This window comes from Acinetobacter sp. YH12136 (assembly GCF_013418545.1).
In the GTDB taxonomy this organism is placed as follows: Bacteria; Pseudomonadota; Gammaproteobacteria; order Pseudomonadales; family Moraxellaceae; genus Acinetobacter; species Acinetobacter towneri.
This window is the reverse complement of the sequence record NZ_VPBV01000029.1, coordinates 1-16,556: the sequence shown is the minus strand read 5'-3', so window position 1 is coordinate 16,556 and position 16,556 is coordinate 1. Positions and strand designations below refer to the sequence as shown.

The 16,556-nt window shown below is 41.2% G+C and carries 18 protein-coding genes; 3 read left to right on the top strand and 15 right to left on the bottom strand.

Translation table 11 applies throughout. The features are described 5' to 3' along the window. Positions 1–63: 63 nt before the first annotated feature. Positions 64–1,080, bottom strand: a complete 1,017-nt coding sequence (gene tsaD / locus FTU71_RS12000) for a tRNA (adenosine(37)-N6)-threonylcarbamoyltransferase complex transferase subunit TsaD (protein WP_004971458.1) — start codon at positions 1,078–1,080, stop codon at positions 64–66. 146 nt (positions 1,081–1,226) lie between these two features. On the opposite strand from tsaD, the gene rpsU reads away from it, so the two are divergent. Both rpsU and FTU71_RS11990 read left to right on the top strand, forming a co-directional pair. Further along, positions 1,227–1,442, top strand: a complete 216-nt coding sequence (gene rpsU / locus FTU71_RS11995; RefSeq protein WP_001136722.1) for a 30S ribosomal protein S21 — start codon at positions 1,227–1,229, stop codon at positions 1,440–1,442. A 31-nt stretch (positions 1,443–1,473) separates the two neighbouring features. After that, on the top strand, positions 1,474–1,920 hold the full coding sequence (locus tag FTU71_RS11990) for a GatB/YqeY domain-containing protein (RefSeq protein WP_096902523.1): 447 nt from the start codon (positions 1,474–1,476) through the stop codon (positions 1,918–1,920). Between the two features lie 153 nt (positions 1,921–2,073). On the opposite strand, the gene FTU71_RS11985 is transcribed toward FTU71_RS11990, so the two are convergent. The 14 genes from FTU71_RS11985 to FTU71_RS11920 form a co-directional block, all read right to left on the bottom strand. Continuing rightward, positions 2,074–2,436 (bottom strand): hypothetical protein, encoded by a 363-nt coding sequence (locus FTU71_RS11985; protein ID WP_180112033.1) that lies wholly within the window; start codon positions 2,434–2,436, stop codon positions 2,074–2,076. 60 nt (positions 2,437–2,496) lie between these two features. Next, positions 2,497–2,871, bottom strand: coding sequence for a GFA family protein (locus FTU71_RS11980; protein WP_096902524.1), 375 nt, complete (start codon positions 2,869–2,871; stop codon positions 2,497–2,499). Positions 2,872–2,919: 48 nt separating this feature from the next. Then, positions 2,920–4,356 carry a M48 family metalloprotease gene (locus FTU71_RS11975; protein ID WP_171324990.1) on the bottom strand — a complete coding sequence of 479 codons (1,437 nt, stop codon included), beginning with the start codon at positions 4,354–4,356 and terminating at the stop codon, positions 2,920–2,922. Positions 4,357–4,461: 105 nt separating this feature from the next. Beyond that, on the bottom strand, positions 4,462–5,436 hold the full coding sequence (locus tag FTU71_RS11970) for a D-glycerate dehydrogenase (protein WP_179988427.1): 975 nt from the start codon (positions 5,434–5,436) through the stop codon (positions 4,462–4,464). A 63-nt stretch (positions 5,437–5,499) separates the two neighbouring features. Then, positions 5,500–6,150, bottom strand: a complete 651-nt coding sequence (locus FTU71_RS11965) for a hypothetical protein (protein WP_180112032.1) — start codon at positions 6,148–6,150, stop codon at positions 5,500–5,502. Positions 6,151–6,320: 170 nt separating this feature from the next. Beyond that, positions 6,321–8,210 carry a M48 family metalloprotease gene (locus FTU71_RS11960; RefSeq protein ID WP_180112031.1) on the bottom strand — a complete coding sequence of 630 codons (1,890 nt, stop codon included), beginning with the start codon at positions 8,208–8,210 and terminating at the stop codon, positions 6,321–6,323. Positions 8,211–8,305: 95 nt separating this feature from the next. Beyond that, on the bottom strand, positions 8,306–9,844 hold the full coding sequence (purF, locus tag FTU71_RS11955; RefSeq protein WP_180112030.1) for an amidophosphoribosyltransferase: 1,539 nt from the start codon (positions 9,842–9,844) through the stop codon (positions 8,306–8,308). Between the two features lie 25 nt (positions 9,845–9,869). Beyond that, on the bottom strand, positions 9,870–10,451 hold the full coding sequence (locus FTU71_RS11950; RefSeq protein WP_180006126.1) for a CvpA family protein: 582 nt from the start codon (positions 10,449–10,451) through the stop codon (positions 9,870–9,872). 3 nt (positions 10,452–10,454) lie between these two features. Beyond that, the gene (locus FTU71_RS11945; RefSeq protein ID WP_179989335.1) at positions 10,455–11,456 is read right to left on the bottom strand and encodes a quinone-dependent dihydroorotate dehydrogenase; all 1,002 of its coding nucleotides are present in this window, start codon (positions 11,454–11,456) and stop codon (positions 10,455–10,457) included. A gap of 111 nt (positions 11,457–11,567) precedes the next feature. Further along, entirely contained in the window at positions 11,568–12,047 is a 480-nt protein-coding gene (gene gspM / locus FTU71_RS11940; protein WP_180006127.1) for a type II secretion system protein GspM, read from the bottom strand. Further along, positions 12,047–13,186 carry a type II secretion system protein GspL gene (gene gspL, locus FTU71_RS11935; RefSeq protein WP_179994381.1) on the bottom strand — a complete coding sequence of 380 codons (1,140 nt, stop codon included), beginning with the start codon at positions 13,184–13,186 and terminating at the stop codon, positions 12,047–12,049. The genes gspM and gspL overlap by 1 nt, the downstream gene beginning before the upstream one ends. 46 nt (positions 13,187–13,232) lie before the next feature. Beyond that, positions 13,233–13,688: a histidine phosphatase family protein gene (locus tag FTU71_RS11930; RefSeq protein ID WP_096902529.1), complete on the bottom strand. Its 456-nt coding sequence runs from the start codon at positions 13,686–13,688 to the stop codon at positions 13,233–13,235. 154 nt (positions 13,689–13,842) lie between these two features. Then, entirely contained in the window at positions 13,843–14,916 is a 1,074-nt protein-coding gene (locus FTU71_RS11925; protein WP_004971486.1) for an NAD(P)H-dependent glycerol-3-phosphate dehydrogenase, read from the bottom strand. A 26-nt stretch (positions 14,917–14,942) separates the two neighbouring features. Further along, positions 14,943–15,518 carry a nitroreductase gene (locus tag FTU71_RS11920; RefSeq protein ID WP_096902531.1) on the bottom strand — a complete coding sequence of 192 codons (576 nt, stop codon included), beginning with the start codon at positions 15,516–15,518 and terminating at the stop codon, positions 14,943–14,945. Between the two features lie 380 nt (positions 15,519–15,898). On the opposite strand from FTU71_RS11920, the gene FTU71_RS11915 reads away from it, so the two are divergent. Then, positions 15,899–16,276, top strand: coding sequence for a hypothetical protein (locus FTU71_RS11915; RefSeq protein WP_004971490.1), 378 nt, complete (start codon positions 15,899–15,901; stop codon positions 16,274–16,276). Positions 16,277–16,556 lie beyond the last annotated feature (280 nt).

The following is a 16,556-nucleotide window of genomic DNA, read 5'->3' as shown; positions in this document are numbered from 1 at the left end:
AAATTTAGCATATAAAGTCAGAGGCAGATTATTGCCTCTGATTGATTTTATGCTACGAACAACTTAACCCGCAGTTGGATTGGTAAGCTCCGTCATTGGCCAACGTGGTGTAGTCGTAACCGATAAACCATCTTGCTGCCCTGCTTTTAAACGCTGATAGCCCGCAAAAGCAATCATTGCACCATTGTCGGTGCACAATGCAGGTTCTGCATAATAAACCGTTGCACGAATTTTAGCTAAATCTGCTTCTAAACGCTCACGTAACCGAGTATTTGCACTCACCCCACCCGCGATCACCAAGCGTTTTAAACCTGTTTGTTTTAAAGCTTTTACCGATTTTTTCACCAAAGTATCAACAATCGCTTCTTGGAAACTTGCCGCAATATCGGCATCACGGTTTTCATCACCTAACTTTTTCATTTGTACTGAAACCGCAGTTTTTAAACCGCTAAATGAAAATTCTAAGCCTTGGTGCAACATTGGACGTGGAAATTCAAAAGCTTTGGCATCGCCTTGTTCAGCTAGTTTGGCGATATTTGGCCCACCCGGATACGGTAAACCCATCATTTTGGCAACTTTGTCAAAAGCCTCGCCTGCAGCATCATCAATCGACTCGCCTAACAATTCATATTGGCCAATGCCATAAGCTGCCATGAGCTGTGTATGTCCACCCGAAACCAATAAAGCGACAAACGGAAATTCTGGCGGTGTCGCAGACAATAATGGTGCAAGCATGTGCCCTTCCATGTGATGCACCCCAATTGCAGGTTTATTTAAGGCAAAAGCTAAAGTTCGTCCAAATAATGCGCCTGTCATGAGTGCGCCCATTAGCCCCGGCCCACGGGTATAAGCCACTGCATCAATTTCAGATTTTTTGACTTGGCTCTGCTCAAGCAATTGATTGATTAAAGGAATAAGTTTGCGCACATGGTCACGTGAAGCCAGTTCGGGTACCACACCACCATACTCTGCATGCAATTTAATTTGGCTATACAGTACTTGCCCGCGCAAACCTAACTCGCTGTCATACAGTGCAAGTCCTGTTTCATCACAAGATGTTTCTAAGCCTAAAACGATCATTAAATTGCCTATAACCTGTATCAATTCTATTGCGAAACCTATTATAGACTTGTGATATGAGATGTAAATGAGTAAAATACTGACCTTCACTTGTGATCGTGGGCAATTTCGCCCAGATCTTATCCATAACTTAATGAGGATTCTTCATGCCACAAGTTAAATTGAAAGAAGGCGAACCAGTAGACGTAGCTATCCGTCGTTTCAAACGTTCTTGCGAAAAAGCAGGTGTTTTAGCTGACGTACGTAAGCGTGAATTCTACGAAAAACCAACTCAAGAACGTAAGCGCAAAAAAGCTGCTGCTGTTAAACGCTACCAAAAGAAATTGGCGCGTGAATCAGTACGTACTACTCGCCTTTACTAATTAATTTGTGATTGCCTGTCTGGATTAAATGATGACGACTTTAAAAAACCAAATTACTGACGTTTTGAAAGCGACAATGCGCGCCAAAGAAATGGATAAGTTAACGGTAATTCGTAGTCTACAGGCGGCAATTAAGCAAATCGAAGTCGATGAGCGCAAAGAGCTTGACGACGCTCAGGTTCTTGCGGTCATTGAAAAGCAAATTAAACAACGTAAAGAATCGGTTAAAGCCTTTGAAGGCGCTGGCCGAGAAGATTTAGCTAGTAAGGAACAAGCCGAAATTGAGGTGTTATCTCAGTTTCTACCAGAAGCTATGACTGAGGAAGAACTTGATTCCATGATTGCGCAAACCATTGAAGCGCAACAAGCTACTAGCATGAAAGATATGGGTAAGGTGATGAACTCTCTGCGTCCGCTCATAGCCGGGCGCGCCGATCCTGCTCAAGTATCTGCCAAAATTAAAGCCAAATTAAGCTAATTAGCTCACCCCAAATTTGTTCTTCTCCGAACACTGATTTAAATGTCAGATTAAGCCCGCTTTAATCTTTCTATCTAATGCTATTAAGTAAAATGCTAAACCTAGGATGAGATAGATTATCTATTCACCCTTAGACACTTCTGCTTTAACTTTTTACTTTAAATCGCAGTTCACTTGATATTTTTTCAGTAATTGCATTTCTTTAGATGTGCTGACCTGCTGAATCACGTCCTGTTTATTAATATTCTGATAACGACGATCCAAATAGGCACGGTTTTCATCTGCTGCCTGATATAAACGATCAACATAACGACTAGCAATGCCGCAAAACTGCTGCTGTTGCTGCGGATTAAAACCCTGCTGTTGTGGGTTTAAGCCTCGTAAAAACTGTCGGGTATCTTGTTTATATTGCGCATTAATTTCTTCAACAGCCAACACATACTGCTCTGCACTCGCAGCATAGACATTTTGCAAGGTCATCCCCAAAGTAAGGCATAAATAAATATATTTTTTCATTTTCAAGTCAGGGTCGTTTCAACTCAAGTTCTATTTTAGCATTGTATATTCGGTGAATAACTATTCACACGACTCAATTGCCAAAAAGTTGGGTTTGTATTGCGCAAATGCTTGCTCACATGGTTCGGGAACTTTGCCTTGAGTCACTGTCCCTAAGCGTAAGCGAATAATATCGGGTAAATCTAGCCGATAAGAATAAATCGGGCTGCCACACTCCTGACAAAATACCCGTGCTTTATTGGGACTATGAAAATATTCTTTTAGATATTTTAAGCCACGCACCACTTCAAAATGTTCGCGTGCCACTGGACTATTCCATCCCATAATACCGCCTTGCGCACGACGGCAATGCTGGCAAAAACATAATATTGTTTTTTCAATTTCGGCATGGTAACGGTAATACACCGCACCACATAAACATTGTCCCTCAATCATTCTTAAACTCCTTTTCTTTATTGTTATGCCACCGTATGTACGCCCGACTTATATTTTTAACTGTCGTTCTCTTTGCATTTCAGTCACACGGTTTTTTATATTTGCCGACATCGCCTGATTGTCTTTGGCTAAACGCTGCGCGTGCAGTAATGATTTAATTGCCTCTTCTTCCCAACCTGACCAATACTGTACTTCTGCACGATACCGTAACACATTTACCGTGCGTAATGCAGAGCTTCGGTCTATATTTGCCGCTTGCTGCATTAAATTCCATGCCGATAAATCACGTGGATTTTTTTGCAAGAAATCCTTCAAAATACTTTCTGCTTGCGTAGTTTGATTTTGACGAATCAAAACCTCGGCCCATTTATAATTCAGCGCACGATTTTCAGGCATAATTCGCGCAGGTGAACCAATTGTTTTGAGCGCTAAATCAATTTTATTTTGCCCTAAATAAATGTCAGTTTGAATAAGTGTCAATAAATTATGTAAACGATTGTGACTTTTGGCCTGATCTATACTTTGTTGCGCCAAAACAAAATCGCCTTGCTGGCTATAAAAATAAGCCAAAGCCAAATTCGCCGCAAAATGGTTACGGGTTGCAAATGCTTTAAGCTGCTGTTCTGTCGCCTGCTGCGAAACCACCAAACTATATAACTTTAAAATCTCAAAGTCTTCATCACGCAGCGAGGTTGGCACTGGTGGCAATTGATTGGCACGTAAACGCGCCTCACTCATCCGCTCTGTGGTTAAGGGATGGGTAAACCAAAAGTCAGGTAAGAAGCTCACTCGACTCGTAGTACGGTGCATCACCTCAAAAAAGTCTGCCATGCTTTGTGGGTTATAGCCTGCGCTATACATATATTGCATGCCAATACGGTCTGCTTCACGTTCCTGATTACGGCTATAAGTCAATTGCTGATCCATTAAAGCGGCTTGAGAACCCATCATCACCGCTGCGCCTGCATCACCATCGGCTTGTGAGGCAACCAATGCCCCAACCACAACCCCAGCGAGTGCCAACAAACCCTGTCCTTTAAATGCCTCTTGAGAGCGACTGTAATGACGTTGCGACACATGCGCAATTTCATGCGCCATCACGCCCGCAACTTCATCCATATTACGGGCAGAATTAATAAGACCTGTGTTTAACGCAAATAAACCACCCGGCACAGCAAAAGCATTAATTTGTGGATCATTGATAATGAGTAGCCCAATGGGTTGCCCCAATTGAGTTTGGCTGAGTAGATGCGAAAACGTATTGATTAATTGATCTTCCAGCCACGGGTTTTGCGTGACAGGCATTTTACGCTGCACTTCCCGATAGACTTTTTCACCAATACTGCGTTCTTTTTGCTGATCAATTAATCCCACACCACTGCCTATTTCAGGCACATTAAATTGTGGTGTGGTGGTTAGATTGGCACTTTGGGTTGTCGCAATACTGGCAAAACTCAAACCGCAGATCAGTAATAGATGTTTCAATGGATGATCTCAAATACATATTTTGCATAATGATTCACTATAACATTGAAAAATGAACGCATTTGCAATGATGTGTTATCAATTTTTACCAAATCATCTTTAACTTTAAGACGTATAACAAGCAGGATTAACAACATATTGCGGGCGACGTCCTTCCAGCGCATCAACTAAATTTTTATAGGCTAAGTTTGCCATTTGTCGACGAGTTGCTGCAGTTGCTGAACCAATGTGCGGCAAAGTCACGACATTATCTAACTCAAATAATGGTGATTCTTGCAGTGGTTCTTTGTCATAGACATCCAAAGCTGCGGCAAAAATTTTGCCTGCTTCTAAGGTCTGAATAAGTGCCTGCTCATCAATGACTGAACCACGCGAAATATTGACCAAAATTGCATGAGACGGCATTAAATCAAGTTCACGCTGACCAATTAAGGCTTTAGAGTCTGCATTTAAATCGACTGCCAGTACCACAAAATCAGACTGTTGCAGCAATTCATCCAGACTTAAATATTCTGCATTAAATGCCTTCGCCACTTCCATTTTTTCACGACGATTGTGGTACACCACATTCATATTAAAACCATGAAATGCACGCCGTGCGATAGCCGCACCAATATGCCCCAAACCTACAATACCAATGGTTTTACCATAAATATCCTGTCCAAACTGTGCTGCACCCACGGTACGTTTCCATTGCCCTTGTTTAGTCCACCGATCTAAATATGGCACTTGTCGTGCTGCACTCATCAATAAAGTAAAGGCTAAATCTGCTGTGGTTTCAGTCAAGACATGCGGTGTATGGCAAAGACTAATCTTTTGTTGAGTTAAATAATCTACATCATAGTTGTCGTAACCGACACTTACACTCGAAATCACTTTGAGTTTAGTCGCAGTATGCAAGTTGCTTTGATTAAGCAAGCGCCCTGCACCAATCATGCCATCCGCATCTTGCACATGCTCAAGCAACTGTTGATTCACGTCACCCAACTTCGGGCTGACCTGCACCACCTGATAATCTTGCTCTAGCTTACTTAAAATTTCTGCATCAATTTGACTAAACACTACCACTTTTTTACGCATGATTATCCCTGTTTCGTGTCTACAATTGCTTGTATATGTAGAGTTTTAAATATCTGAATTGACTTAGGCTTTAGGCTGTAACGATGTGATTTGTATCGCATCCCACAGACTTTTTTTCAACAGCGGTTGATCTAACATCTCTTGCAAGCTGGCTAAATGCAAACATTGTTCAGATTTAAAATGTGGTAATTGACCTAAAATCAGCATGTTTTTATCTGTGCTCAAGACATCAACAAAACCTTGCACATAATTTTCTACCCCGATGCCGTCTTGTAATACTTCTAAAGCAAAAGGCCATTGCAATACGTGATATTCGGCCTGTAGCGCATGTTGAATATTACGCCACAATTGTTGCTGTTCCTGACTCAAGGTAGTGCTTTCTACCAAAATGACACAATGTGGCAACTGCAAAGCTTCAATACTAAATGCTTCAATTTGCAGCATGACACGCGCTTCAGGAACAACTTCTGGCGTGGCCGCTTCAACTGTCGTATGTTGCGGAGATGGTTCTTGCTTAGGCTTTTCGTGAATAATCGGCTGTTGTTGTTTTAATTGTTGAGGTACTGCAGCAGGAACAATAATTTCGCTGTGTATTTCAGGTGCAGCTTGGTCGCGCCAAACCGATGATTGTGGCAAAGTTTGAGACACAGCCATTCTGGAAACCCAAATATCGATTCCCAAACTGGCTAAAATGTCACGCTGATGCCCCATCATGTTTATCATCACCCATCTAACTTTTCGCTGCACGTATTTATCACAGAACAACATGCAAGATAGCACCTATTCTACCTAGAAAGGCTGCACAATGCTGTGCTTTCTTTCACCCAATCTGACCTATTCGTATTTTTTCAAAATCTGCTTTAAACACACCTAGTCAATCAGTGTCACACAATCATCAAACTGTTTTGTTTTTGCATTTGCTCGACAATTTCTTCGGTTTTAAAACCTAAACGCCAATAGAGCAACTCCAAAACATCCAATTCATCTTGGGTGATAATACGGTCATTCCACAAACAAATTTCAGCAATGCCTAACACCATCAGTCGATCACGCAGCAGCAAACCTGCCATATCATTTAAAATTTCTGATAAATCAATCGGTTCATCTGAAATTTCTTCATAATCAATCAATTCATCTGCAGTTAAAACACGTTCTAAAATACGTTCACGTACATCTAACTGATTAACACTATTAATTTGCTGCACATGCAATAAAGCATCGATTAAACGTACAATTTGCGGTTTAACTTCGTGTAACGCTGCAGGTGTATGTAAAGGCAGTAAGTTTAATTCAAACTTGATTCGTTCAAGCAGCAAAGCATCTAACAAACCAATTTCACCATCTTCCTGAATGATTTTTGCCAATTTGGTTAAAAACTGCCGTGCGATACTCAGCGGCATACCACCAATATTTTTACATGCTTCATGGAAAATCGAGATATGTACTCGCCCATCCAAATTTAATAAAGCATCTACAATTGCACGGCTGACTTCTGCTTCAGCAGGAATAAATTCACGATATTGGCGAATCATTAAAATAGCAACAATCACCTCACGCGAACCCGTTGCCGTTTGTAAGGCACGCTGAATCAACTCTGGGCGCGGCATGTTATTGCGAATTTCAGGCTTGAGTGGCTTAATTGCATCATTAATTGCAAAGCTAATCGGCGACAAGCGCAGCAAAGGCAAAGGTTGCGGCGAGCTCCACGGCGCATAATATTCAGCATTCATTTCTTCTAACGAGCGAAATAGGCTAAACAAAGGCTGATTGCGTAAACGCTTCAAATTTTCGAGTTGTAAGTCTTGCACCAAGGTTGGATCAAGCTCAAAAATACGGGCTTCAATACTTGGATGAATATTCATCCAGCTTTGCGGACTGAGCGAGTTAGCAAAGCACATGTGGGAAATAGATTCTGAATATTCACTATGAATTTGCGACCCTGCATGATGCACATAAATTCGCAGCAAAGTTTGAATATTGGCATTATTTTGAATCAAACGTTTGGTTTTTAAATCATTTTTAAAGGTACGTCCGCTTAGACTAATATATTTAATTAAGCGGGTAATCAACACGCCCAAGCTACCAAACAACCAGATACCACCACCTACAGCAACAAAAAAAGTCGCTAACTTATGTGGCGGTGCATCACGATGTTGTCCAAAGCCAAGTTTGGCGATGCTACTGCCCCACTTACTAAACGTGGTTAGGCTACTGTAGAGGATTTTAAGCTTGGTATTATCAATGGTTTCACCACTTAAAATATGGTTAAACTCATGGCTGAGTAGTCCATAAAGCTCTTGCTCATCCAAGTTTTGCAAAGCACCCCAAGTCAAAATAATCACAATATCTTTATGACTAAAGCCTGCAGTGAGGGCATTTACCCCAATTTCATCGGGCAATACATATACAGTAGGCGCTGGGATTTGAAAGGTATCGGCCAATTGTTCGGTCAGTTTAAGTGCGGTACTTTCTTCTGGGGTACTTTCGAACTGGGTTAAACGACGCGCACCCAATTGTTTTGCCAAAGAATGACCACCTGAGCGAAAAACGTAAAATTCCAAAATGACGGATACCGTCATAATCAGCACCAAGACCGTAATCCAGTATGGGCTTAGATTGTGCCAATAGATGGATTGGCTTGAATCGACATAATAGACCAACAGACCCAAAACTGTGTTTAAGATAAACAGGGTCAAAGCGACTGCAACCAAACATAAAATTGCAGACCAAATCATATTTTTGTTTTTAATCAAGTAACTACTCACAGACCTCAATGTAAACATCCTGAATTACATTGTATTTGAGCCACCATCATAAATGAAAAAAGCGGGAATTTCCCGCTTTTCTCACTGAGCTGATCAGAAAAAAATTAACTCTCTTTTACACCAGTTAAGTCTACTGACGCGGCATCAATATTGACATCAATATAACCATCTTTGCCTTTTTTAGCCAAGTCGTTGCGCTTTTGCTCAAGATCATTCAGATAAGCTTCGTCAATTCCGCCAGCTACATACACGCCATCAAATACTGAACAATCGAATTCAGTTAAATGCGGTACTTTATGGGTACGAACGGCTTGTTTTAAATCTTCTAAATCTTGGAAAATTAAACGGTCTGCACCAATAATTACACGAATTTCTTCGACATTACGGTTAGACGCGATTAATTCATCTTTGGCTGGCATATCAATACCATACACGTTTGGATATTTCACCATTGGCGCTGCAGAAGCAAAGAATACTTTTTTCGCCCCAGCATCACGTGCCATTTGAATAATTTCGTTACAGGTCGTACCACGGACAATCGAGTCATCCACCAACAGTACATTTTTGCCTTTAAACTCAAGCTCTACAGGGTTCAGTTTTTGGCGCACTGATTTTTTACGCAATTGCTGACCTGGCATAATAAAGGTACGTCCGATATAGCGGTTTTTCATAAAACCTTCACGGAATTTAACCCCTAAAGTATTTGCCAATTCTAAAGCTGATGTACGTGATGTATCTGGAATTGGAATAACGACATCAATATCGTGTTGCTCGCCCCACTCTTGGGTAATTTTATGCGCCAGTTTTTCACCCATTTTCAAACGCGCTTTATACACTGAAATACCATCAATGGTCGCATCTGGACGAGCAAAATATACATACTCAAAAATACATGGGCGATATTCAGGTTTAGCGGCACATTGCTGGGTAAATAATTCACCTGCGTCATTAATAAAGATCGCTTCACCCGGCGCAATATCACGTTCAACTTTAAAGCCAAGTGCAGTAATTGCCACAGATTCTGATGCAATAATATATTCCATGCCCTGTTCAGTTTCACGTGAACCGTAAATCAATGGACGGATACCATTTGGATCACGGAAGCCAACCAAGCCTTGACCTGTAATCATAGCAACAACGCCATAAGCACCCTTACAACGCTCATGCACACGGCTGATCACATGAAAAATATCTTCTGAAGTTGGGTTTAATTTGCCACGTTTTTGCAATTCATGTGCAAATACGTTCAATAACACTTCTGAATCAGAATCGGTGTTCATGTGACGTAAATCTGTTTTAAACAGATCTTCGTGAATTTCTTCGGCATTGGTCAAATTACCATTGTGTGCCAAAGTAATCCCGTACGGCGAGTTCACATAAAATGGCTGCGCTTCGGCACTGCTAGATGAACCTGCAGTTGGATAACGCACGTGCCCAATACCATAATTACCTTGCAACGCACGCATGTGACGCGTATGGAATACATCACGCACCATACCGTTATCTTTACGCAAGAACAAACGTCCATTGTGGCAAGTTACGATCCCAGCTGCATCCTGTCCACGATGTTGTAACATCGTTAATGCATCAAACAACATTTGGTTAACAGGTGATTTACCAGCTATACCAACAACTCCACACATAGCAACCTCGCAGACCAGCTAGGGATTAATAAAAAGGATTATTCGTTGAGCCATCTGCGCCAGAGCGGTTTTCTTTTGCGTCAGATGCGATGTCGGAAGATGGCGCGGCATCTTTCGACTTGATGTGCTGTAAAGCCTCATTGGCAGCGTCTTTGGACAGTTCTGTTGCCCACGGTGCATACGGCAATAAAGTTTGCACAAATTTAGACTGTTTCCAATAAGGCGAGCTTTCGACCCAAGGACCAATGCCTTGAATGGTAATAAGAACAATGAGTAAGCCTTTCAAGGTACCAAATGCACCGCCTGCCAAACGATTTAATGGGCCAAGTTTCAAGCTCTTTAAAACACCATTTAAAACAGCGGTTACAATCCAGGTCAGTACCACAATCACCAAGACAATAAATGCAAAGGCTGCAATTTTTTGTACCACAGGATCGCTACTGAGTGCTGTCATCGAAGGTGCTAGGACAACTGCATATTTTGCCGCAATAATTAGGGCAAAAATCCATCCTACCAAGTTCGCAAAGGCTTTAATAAATCCTTGTCGCAAACCGTTCAACCCTCCAATAAGCAAGAGAATCAGAATAACGATATCAATGGTATTCATAAGTTATAAGGCGTTCACACAATCTTGAACCAACTCAGGACCTGCATAGATTAAACCACTATACACCTGAACCAAGCTTGCACCTGCATTTTTTTTGGCAACCGCTTGTTCGCCCGACAAAATGCCACCGACACCAATTAAAGGAATTTCACCTTTCAGTGCTGCTGAAAATGCTGCCAAACATGCAGTACTTTTTTCAAACACAGGCGCACCCGATAAACCACCTGCTTCATCGCCATGCGGCAAGTTTTCTACACCTTCGCGCGACAAAGTGGTATTGGTCACAATCAGACCATCAATTTTGAATTGCAATAATTGTTTGGCAATAAACTGAATATCTTCAGGGTCTAGATCTGGAGCAACTTTTAATACCAACGGCACATAATGTTGATGTTCTTCGGCCAACTCCAACTGACGCTGTTTGAGGGTTTGCAATAACTCAGTCAGCGCATCACCACTTTGCAAACTGCGCAAGTTTTTGGTATTCGGTGATGAAATGTTTACGGTGATATAAGAGGCATAGTTATAGACTTTTTCTAAACAAATCAGATAATCATCTACTGCATTTTCAACTGGCGTATCGGCATTTTTACCAATATTAATCCCCAAAATGCCTTTAAATTTTGCCGCTTTGACGTTTTCAATCAGCTGATCGACCCCATCATTATTAAAACCCATACGGTTAATAATGGCTTTGGCCTGCGGAATGCGGAATAAACGTGGATGCGGATTGCCCACTTGAGGACGTGGCGTAATGGTACCAATTTCAATAAACCCAAAGCCTAAACCAGCCAAAGCATCAATATACGCACCATTTTTGTCTAGACCTGCTGCCAAACCTACTGGATTAGGGAATTCAATTCCCATACACGTCACAGGTTTCGCTACAGTCTTTTGACGCATCAAGCCCATTTTATGGCTCGATTTCAATAGTGATAGTGTCAGCTCATGTGCACGCTCTGGTGCTAAAGAAAATAACAACGGGCGGGCTAGAGAATACAACATATCTGCAAAAGTCTACTGCTTTCTAAGTCGCCATATTATAGGCTTAGCCCAGTCAAAACGCTATGCTTGACATGGGTTTATTTTCCGAGTTTCGGACTTTATTTTTAACCTTTACTGGACTGTCGCTGTTAATTTAATCTGCCCTGCTTCAGAAATTAATTCCATTTTTTCAATACTTAAACCCATTTGCGCTAATTGGGTTAAAAAATTTGCCAACACGGCATAATTGACATGACTCGCTACAAGTTGCATCTTGTCACCACTTTGCTGCGAAGCAACCGATAAACCCTGTTGCTGAGCCACACGCTGAATTTTATCGGCTGCACTGAGTTGTGCATCATTGGCAGGTTTCATGGTGACTGCATGACTTTGCATCACCACCACCAAATCTTTAAGGTCATTTACCCGTTTTTGCTGTTTTTCGGCTGCGGCATGCATATACCACAACGCAGAACCCACCGCAGCAACGATCACAAAGATTGTGGTAAATACCACCAAAACACGTTCACGTGTATTTAAATGATCTAGATAATCTTGTATCAGTTCAATACGTTGATCGAACCAAGTTGACATTTTTTCAATGGCTTTCATTATTGTATTTTCACCAATCCTACTGCACCTGACGCGCTCGGCTGAATATTACCCAGCTCGACCTTAAAACCCTGCTGATTCAATTGCTGAGTGAGCGCTTGTAAGGTCGCTGCCGAGTTGGCATTCAATTCCATGTTCAACATATTGGCATCAAAACTCACACGATTGGCCACAATTTGATTTTGCATCAACACAGGGCCAACACGACTGAGCAATTGCAGCGCTTGAGTATCTGCATTTTTACTCATGCGTACCTGACTTTCAAACTGGCTTTGAATATTTTGTTCGGTAATACGACTATTTGCACCAAACCAATATTGATATTGTTCTATGGCTTGAACCGCTGTTTGATCTGCTACTTTTTTAAGTTTGCTCCAACGCAGTGCATCATAGCTAAACTGTACAATTAAAATCCCAAGAAATACTGCTGCACAGGCTTTCCAATAACCTGAAACACCCGTGTCTTGCTTGGATTTTGGCAGCATATTGAATGGATGCTGTTTGGCTTTCACTAATGCAGGTACTACATAATGAAAGCTTTCTAATTGTTCTTGTGTTGCAAATGCTTCAATACTTTGCATTTGTTCTGCACTAAAGTTGGTGATTTTATAGTTTCGTTCTGCAGTTTGATAATCTAGATAAAGCGCCAGATCATCAACTGAATAACCTAAAAATTCACTTTCACGTACCAACAAGCGTCCGCAAATATTTCCAATCACCGTTTGCCCTACATCAGGTTGCGGCAAGATTAAAAAGTCAGGTAACAATGCACTGATTTTAACTGGCAACAAACTTAATACATGCAAATAGGTTTCAATACTATGCTTAGCAACTCCCAACACGGTTATTTGCTCAGGTGGCTGAAAATGATGAGCCACCTGCATCGCATCAATTGGCAATACGGTATATTCTTCTAATAAATACTTCACACCATCGGTACCCAATTGTTTATATTGGGCTTTAGGTAAAGTTTGTTGCATAATTTGCACATCACGGCTTGGGAAAAACACCACAGCATCTTTTCCTTGAAAAGATTGCAATGCCTGAATCAAGGCATCAAGATTATCTGCCTGTGTCCAGTGTTCCCCATTTGACCATTGCCAAACCCCATTGGCTTCTGGCATCCATAAATACAGCATTATTATCGTTCTACCGTTGAATTGTATTTAACTTTATACATTTATTTTATGCGTTTGGAATAAAACTTTTGATTTGGGTTGAAAGTCCCGCAGCAATTACTGCCTGCTCATAAATACGTGCTTCTGCCAAATGATAGGGATGGAAAGATTCTGAAGTCAAAATTTCTGCCATGTGTGCCACCACATTCATGTGACACACCACCGCAATTGACTCATACGGCAATTGTGACAACCATTCCACCGCAACTTTTGCATCATCTTCAGGTTTAATGGCATTGCAGACCACCACAGGCACATCTTTAAAATATTGCTGCAAATGTGCCAAGGTTTCTTGTGCACGCAATAAAGGACTAACCACAAACACATCGGGCTGAATGATATTTTTTAAATAGTCTGCCGTTTCTTGTGCTTGTATATGACCACGCTCAGTCAAAGGACGCTGATGATCATTGCCCATAATCGCAGGAGCGGCTTCACCATGACGAACAAGAGTCAGTTGCATAGAATTTCCTTATAGGATGATACACATTAAGTTGTGTCAATTTAACTCAAATTATGCGCTCAGTATAACCTGAGAATATGACAATTCAGTTCACTAAACTGTCATATTCCACGCAAGTTTTTACCTACTGTGGCGCAGTTTTATGGATGTAAAACTAAACTTGATGATGCGGCAAGACAAATTCCACATCACTGCGATGTCCATTTTTCATTAAAGACAGTGCAATATTCATAGGCGGCGCACCTTCAAAAATCACTTCATAAAGCGCACAAGTGATTGGCATATACACATCTAATTCATTCGAGCGCGCCCGCACTTGCACGATGGTATTAATCCCTTCGGCTGTTTGCCCCAATTCTTCTGTGGCTTGTTCCAAAGTTTTGCCTTTGCCCAATGCATAACCCACTTGATAGTTACGACTCAATGGACTGCTACACGTTGCAAATAAGTCACCGACACCAGACAACCCTAAGAAGGTCAATGGATTTGCACCAAGCTTAACCGCAAAACGACTCATTTCTGCCAAAGCGCGGGTTAAAATCATACTCTTAGTATTTTCACCCACGTTATAAGCGGCTGCCATGCCCATTGCCACAGCATAAATATTTTTTAGCGCACCGCCTAATTCCACACCATTCACATCATCGCTGGCAAAAACACGGAATAATGCACTGTGTAAAGCTTGCTGCACTGCATAACGCACCAATTCAGAATGACTGGCAATGACCGTACCTGCAGGCTGCCCCGCCACAATTTCTTTGGCAAGGTTCGGGCCAGACAATACACCATACGGCACTTCTGGCAATTCTTCACGGATAATATCGCTCATAAAACTAAAGGTTTTGGCTTCAATACCCTTGGTTAAAGACACCACTGCTTGTGCGCTAATAAAAGGTTTAATTTGGCGCAACACATCACGGAAAGAATGACTTGGAATAGCCACTAAAATAATGTCACGGTCACGAACTGCAGTTTCCAAATCTGAAACGGCTCTTAAACCCTGCTCCAACTGAAAATCTGGCAAATAACGTCGATTAATATGCGTTTCATTAATTTCTTTGGCAGTTGCTTCATCACGAATCCAAATCATCGTGTCGCAGCCATTACGTACTGCTGTATTGGCCATTGCTGTACCAAAACTGCCACCACCTAGCACTGTAATACGTAACGCAGTTTTTCGATCTATTGCAACAGGTTCAACCAAATCGGCAAAATTTAACTCTGACATTATTGTTATATCCTAAAAATAAAGACTTATGCGTTCCAATAACGAACATAAGCTTGCGTATCCAACTCAGCGCGTGCAGGAATGGCTTTAGCCGCTGTTCCCACATAAATAATGCCTGAAATTAAATCATCTGCATTTAAGTTTAAAGCTTGTTTCAGCAAGTTCGACTCAACGACTGCCCCACTACGCCACATACTTGCAAAGCCCTGCGCCTGCAAAGACAGTAAAAAGTTCTGTACCGCAGCGCCTGTACTTAAAGTCTGCTCAAAACGTGGCACTTTTGGATGATCCTGAAATTGCGTTAACGCCAACACTAAAAGTGGCGCACGAAATGGATGCTGTTTCACTCGCTCCAACTGAACCGCATCGGTTTCGCCCATGTCTGCCAAGGCTTGAGAAAGTAACTCACCAAATGCTGCACGTTGCTCGGCAGTAATCACCACAAAGCGCGTAGGTTTTAAACGATGATGATCTGGCGCGGTTAAAGCTGCCTGAAAAGCCATTTCTAGCTGCTCAGTATTTGGTGCAGGTTCAACTAACTGCCCCGTAGACTGACGTTGATGAATATTTTGATGAACGATTTCTACCGCTGTATCCGTCATTGACTTATATAACTATTTCAAAAAGCTCGGTTAAGATTAGCATAAACTCAAAAAATTGCGCTATTTCCGTATGCTTATTTGCAAGATTCTGATTAGGGTCTATATGTCTGCACTTTTAAGATGAACCTGCTCAGCACATCTAAACAATGATGCTTTGACGCATTCATCTATAGCTTAAGAGCATGAAAATACATTATGGATTGGGTTTGATGTGTATAAATGAATGACGAATTATCAACACAGCCTATACAGTGTCTACATCTAAAACCATCCAGATTATGTTCAACTAGATCAAATTGTTATTTTCAATCTCTACACATTTGAATTGAAATATCATCAACAAACAATACGCGCTACAGCGTTTTAGCCCCGAGGTAGATATGAAAAAAATAGTCGCCTTTTCTAGCCTTGCCGTTTTTGCACTTTTAACCGCATGTGCCACCACGCCAAATAATTCTCTTGCCATTCAAAAAGAAAACAATCTATATGAAGTCACAGGTTTAGGTAAAAGTAATATTATTGCCAAAAATAATGCAATTACAGCTGCCAATAAAACCTGTGGTACTCGTGCCGCTCCAGTCTTGGTTGATGAAAAAACATCTTATAACGGCGCACTCAAAGGTGTAGTCGATGAGCAAACGGGACAAATGATTCAGGCGGCAGCAACTGTTTTAGGTACAATTGCGGGACGTAATACTGATATTGCCCGTGATGATGATTATCAAACTGTGCTGACCTTTAGATGTCAGGCAAAGTAAATTATTACAGCACGACATAAGAAGCAAATACAAAAAAGTCGCTCCACTGAGAGCGACTTTTAAACTAAGAACAGCAGGATTTAAACTAAAAAATAGCTTAAATGAGTAATTAACCTGAGTTCGATATAAAAAAAGAGTAGAAAAAAAGCCCTATATTTGTAACATATTGGTTCTCAAGACAAAATGTGATAAAACAAGGCTTTTCAATGGATCATATTACCGAATTATTTTGTATTTTGGATGATTTCTGCAAAAAATTTAATGAATCTTTAGAGAAAGC

Bases quoted from the DNA above. Each gene is read 5' to 3' on its own strand.
- purF (WP_180112030.1), bottom strand. From the start codon at position 9,844: ATGTGTGGAGTTGTTGGTATAGCTGGTAAATCACCTGTTAACCAAATG.
- FTU71_RS11915 (WP_004971490.1), top strand. From the start codon at position 15,899: ATGAAAAAAATAGTCGCCTTTTCTAGCCTTGCCGTTTTTGCACTTTTA.
- FTU71_RS11925 (WP_004971486.1), bottom strand. From the start codon at position 14,916: ATGTCAGAGTTAAATTTTGCCGATTTGGTTGAACCTGTTGCAATAGAT.
- FTU71_RS11970 (WP_179988427.1), bottom strand. From the start codon at position 5,436: ATGCGTAAAAAAGTGGTAGTGTTTAGTCAAATTGATGCAGAAATTTTA.
- tsaD (WP_004971458.1), bottom strand. From the start codon at position 1,080: ATGATCGTTTTAGGCTTAGAAACATCTTGTGATGAAACAGGACTTGCA.
- FTU71_RS11965 (WP_180112032.1), bottom strand. From the start codon at position 6,150: ATGATGGGGCATCAGCGTGACATTTTAGCCAGTTTGGGAATCGATATT.
- gspL (WP_179994381.1), bottom strand. From the start codon at position 13,186: ATGCTGTATTTATGGATGCCAGAAGCCAATGGGGTTTGGCAATGGTCA.
- FTU71_RS11985 (WP_180112033.1), bottom strand. From the start codon at position 2,436: ATGAAAAAATATATTTATTTATGCCTTACTTTGGGGATGACCTTGCAA.
- rpsU (WP_001136722.1), top strand. From the start codon at position 1,227: ATGCCACAAGTTAAATTGAAAGAAGGCGAACCAGTAGACGTAGCTATC.
- FTU71_RS11980 (WP_096902524.1), bottom strand. From the start codon at position 2,871: ATGATTGAGGGACAATGTTTATGTGGTGCGGTGTATTACCGTTACCAT.
- FTU71_RS11920 (WP_096902531.1), bottom strand. From the start codon at position 15,518: ATGACGGATACAGCGGTAGAAATCGTTCATCAAAATATTCATCAACGT.
- gspM (WP_180006127.1), bottom strand. From the start codon at position 12,047: ATGAAAGCCATTGAAAAAATGTCAACTTGGTTCGATCAACGTATTGAA.
- FTU71_RS11990 (WP_096902523.1), top strand. From the start codon at position 1,474: ATGACGACTTTAAAAAACCAAATTACTGACGTTTTGAAAGCGACAATG.
- FTU71_RS11950 (WP_180006126.1), bottom strand. From the start codon at position 10,451: ATGAATACCATTGATATCGTTATTCTGATTCTCTTGCTTATTGGAGGG.
- FTU71_RS11930 (WP_096902529.1), bottom strand. From the start codon at position 13,688: ATGCAACTGACTCTTGTTCGTCATGGTGAAGCCGCTCCTGCGATTATG.
- FTU71_RS11945 (WP_179989335.1), bottom strand. From the start codon at position 11,456: ATGTTGTATTCTCTAGCCCGCCCGTTGTTATTTTCTTTAGCACCAGAG.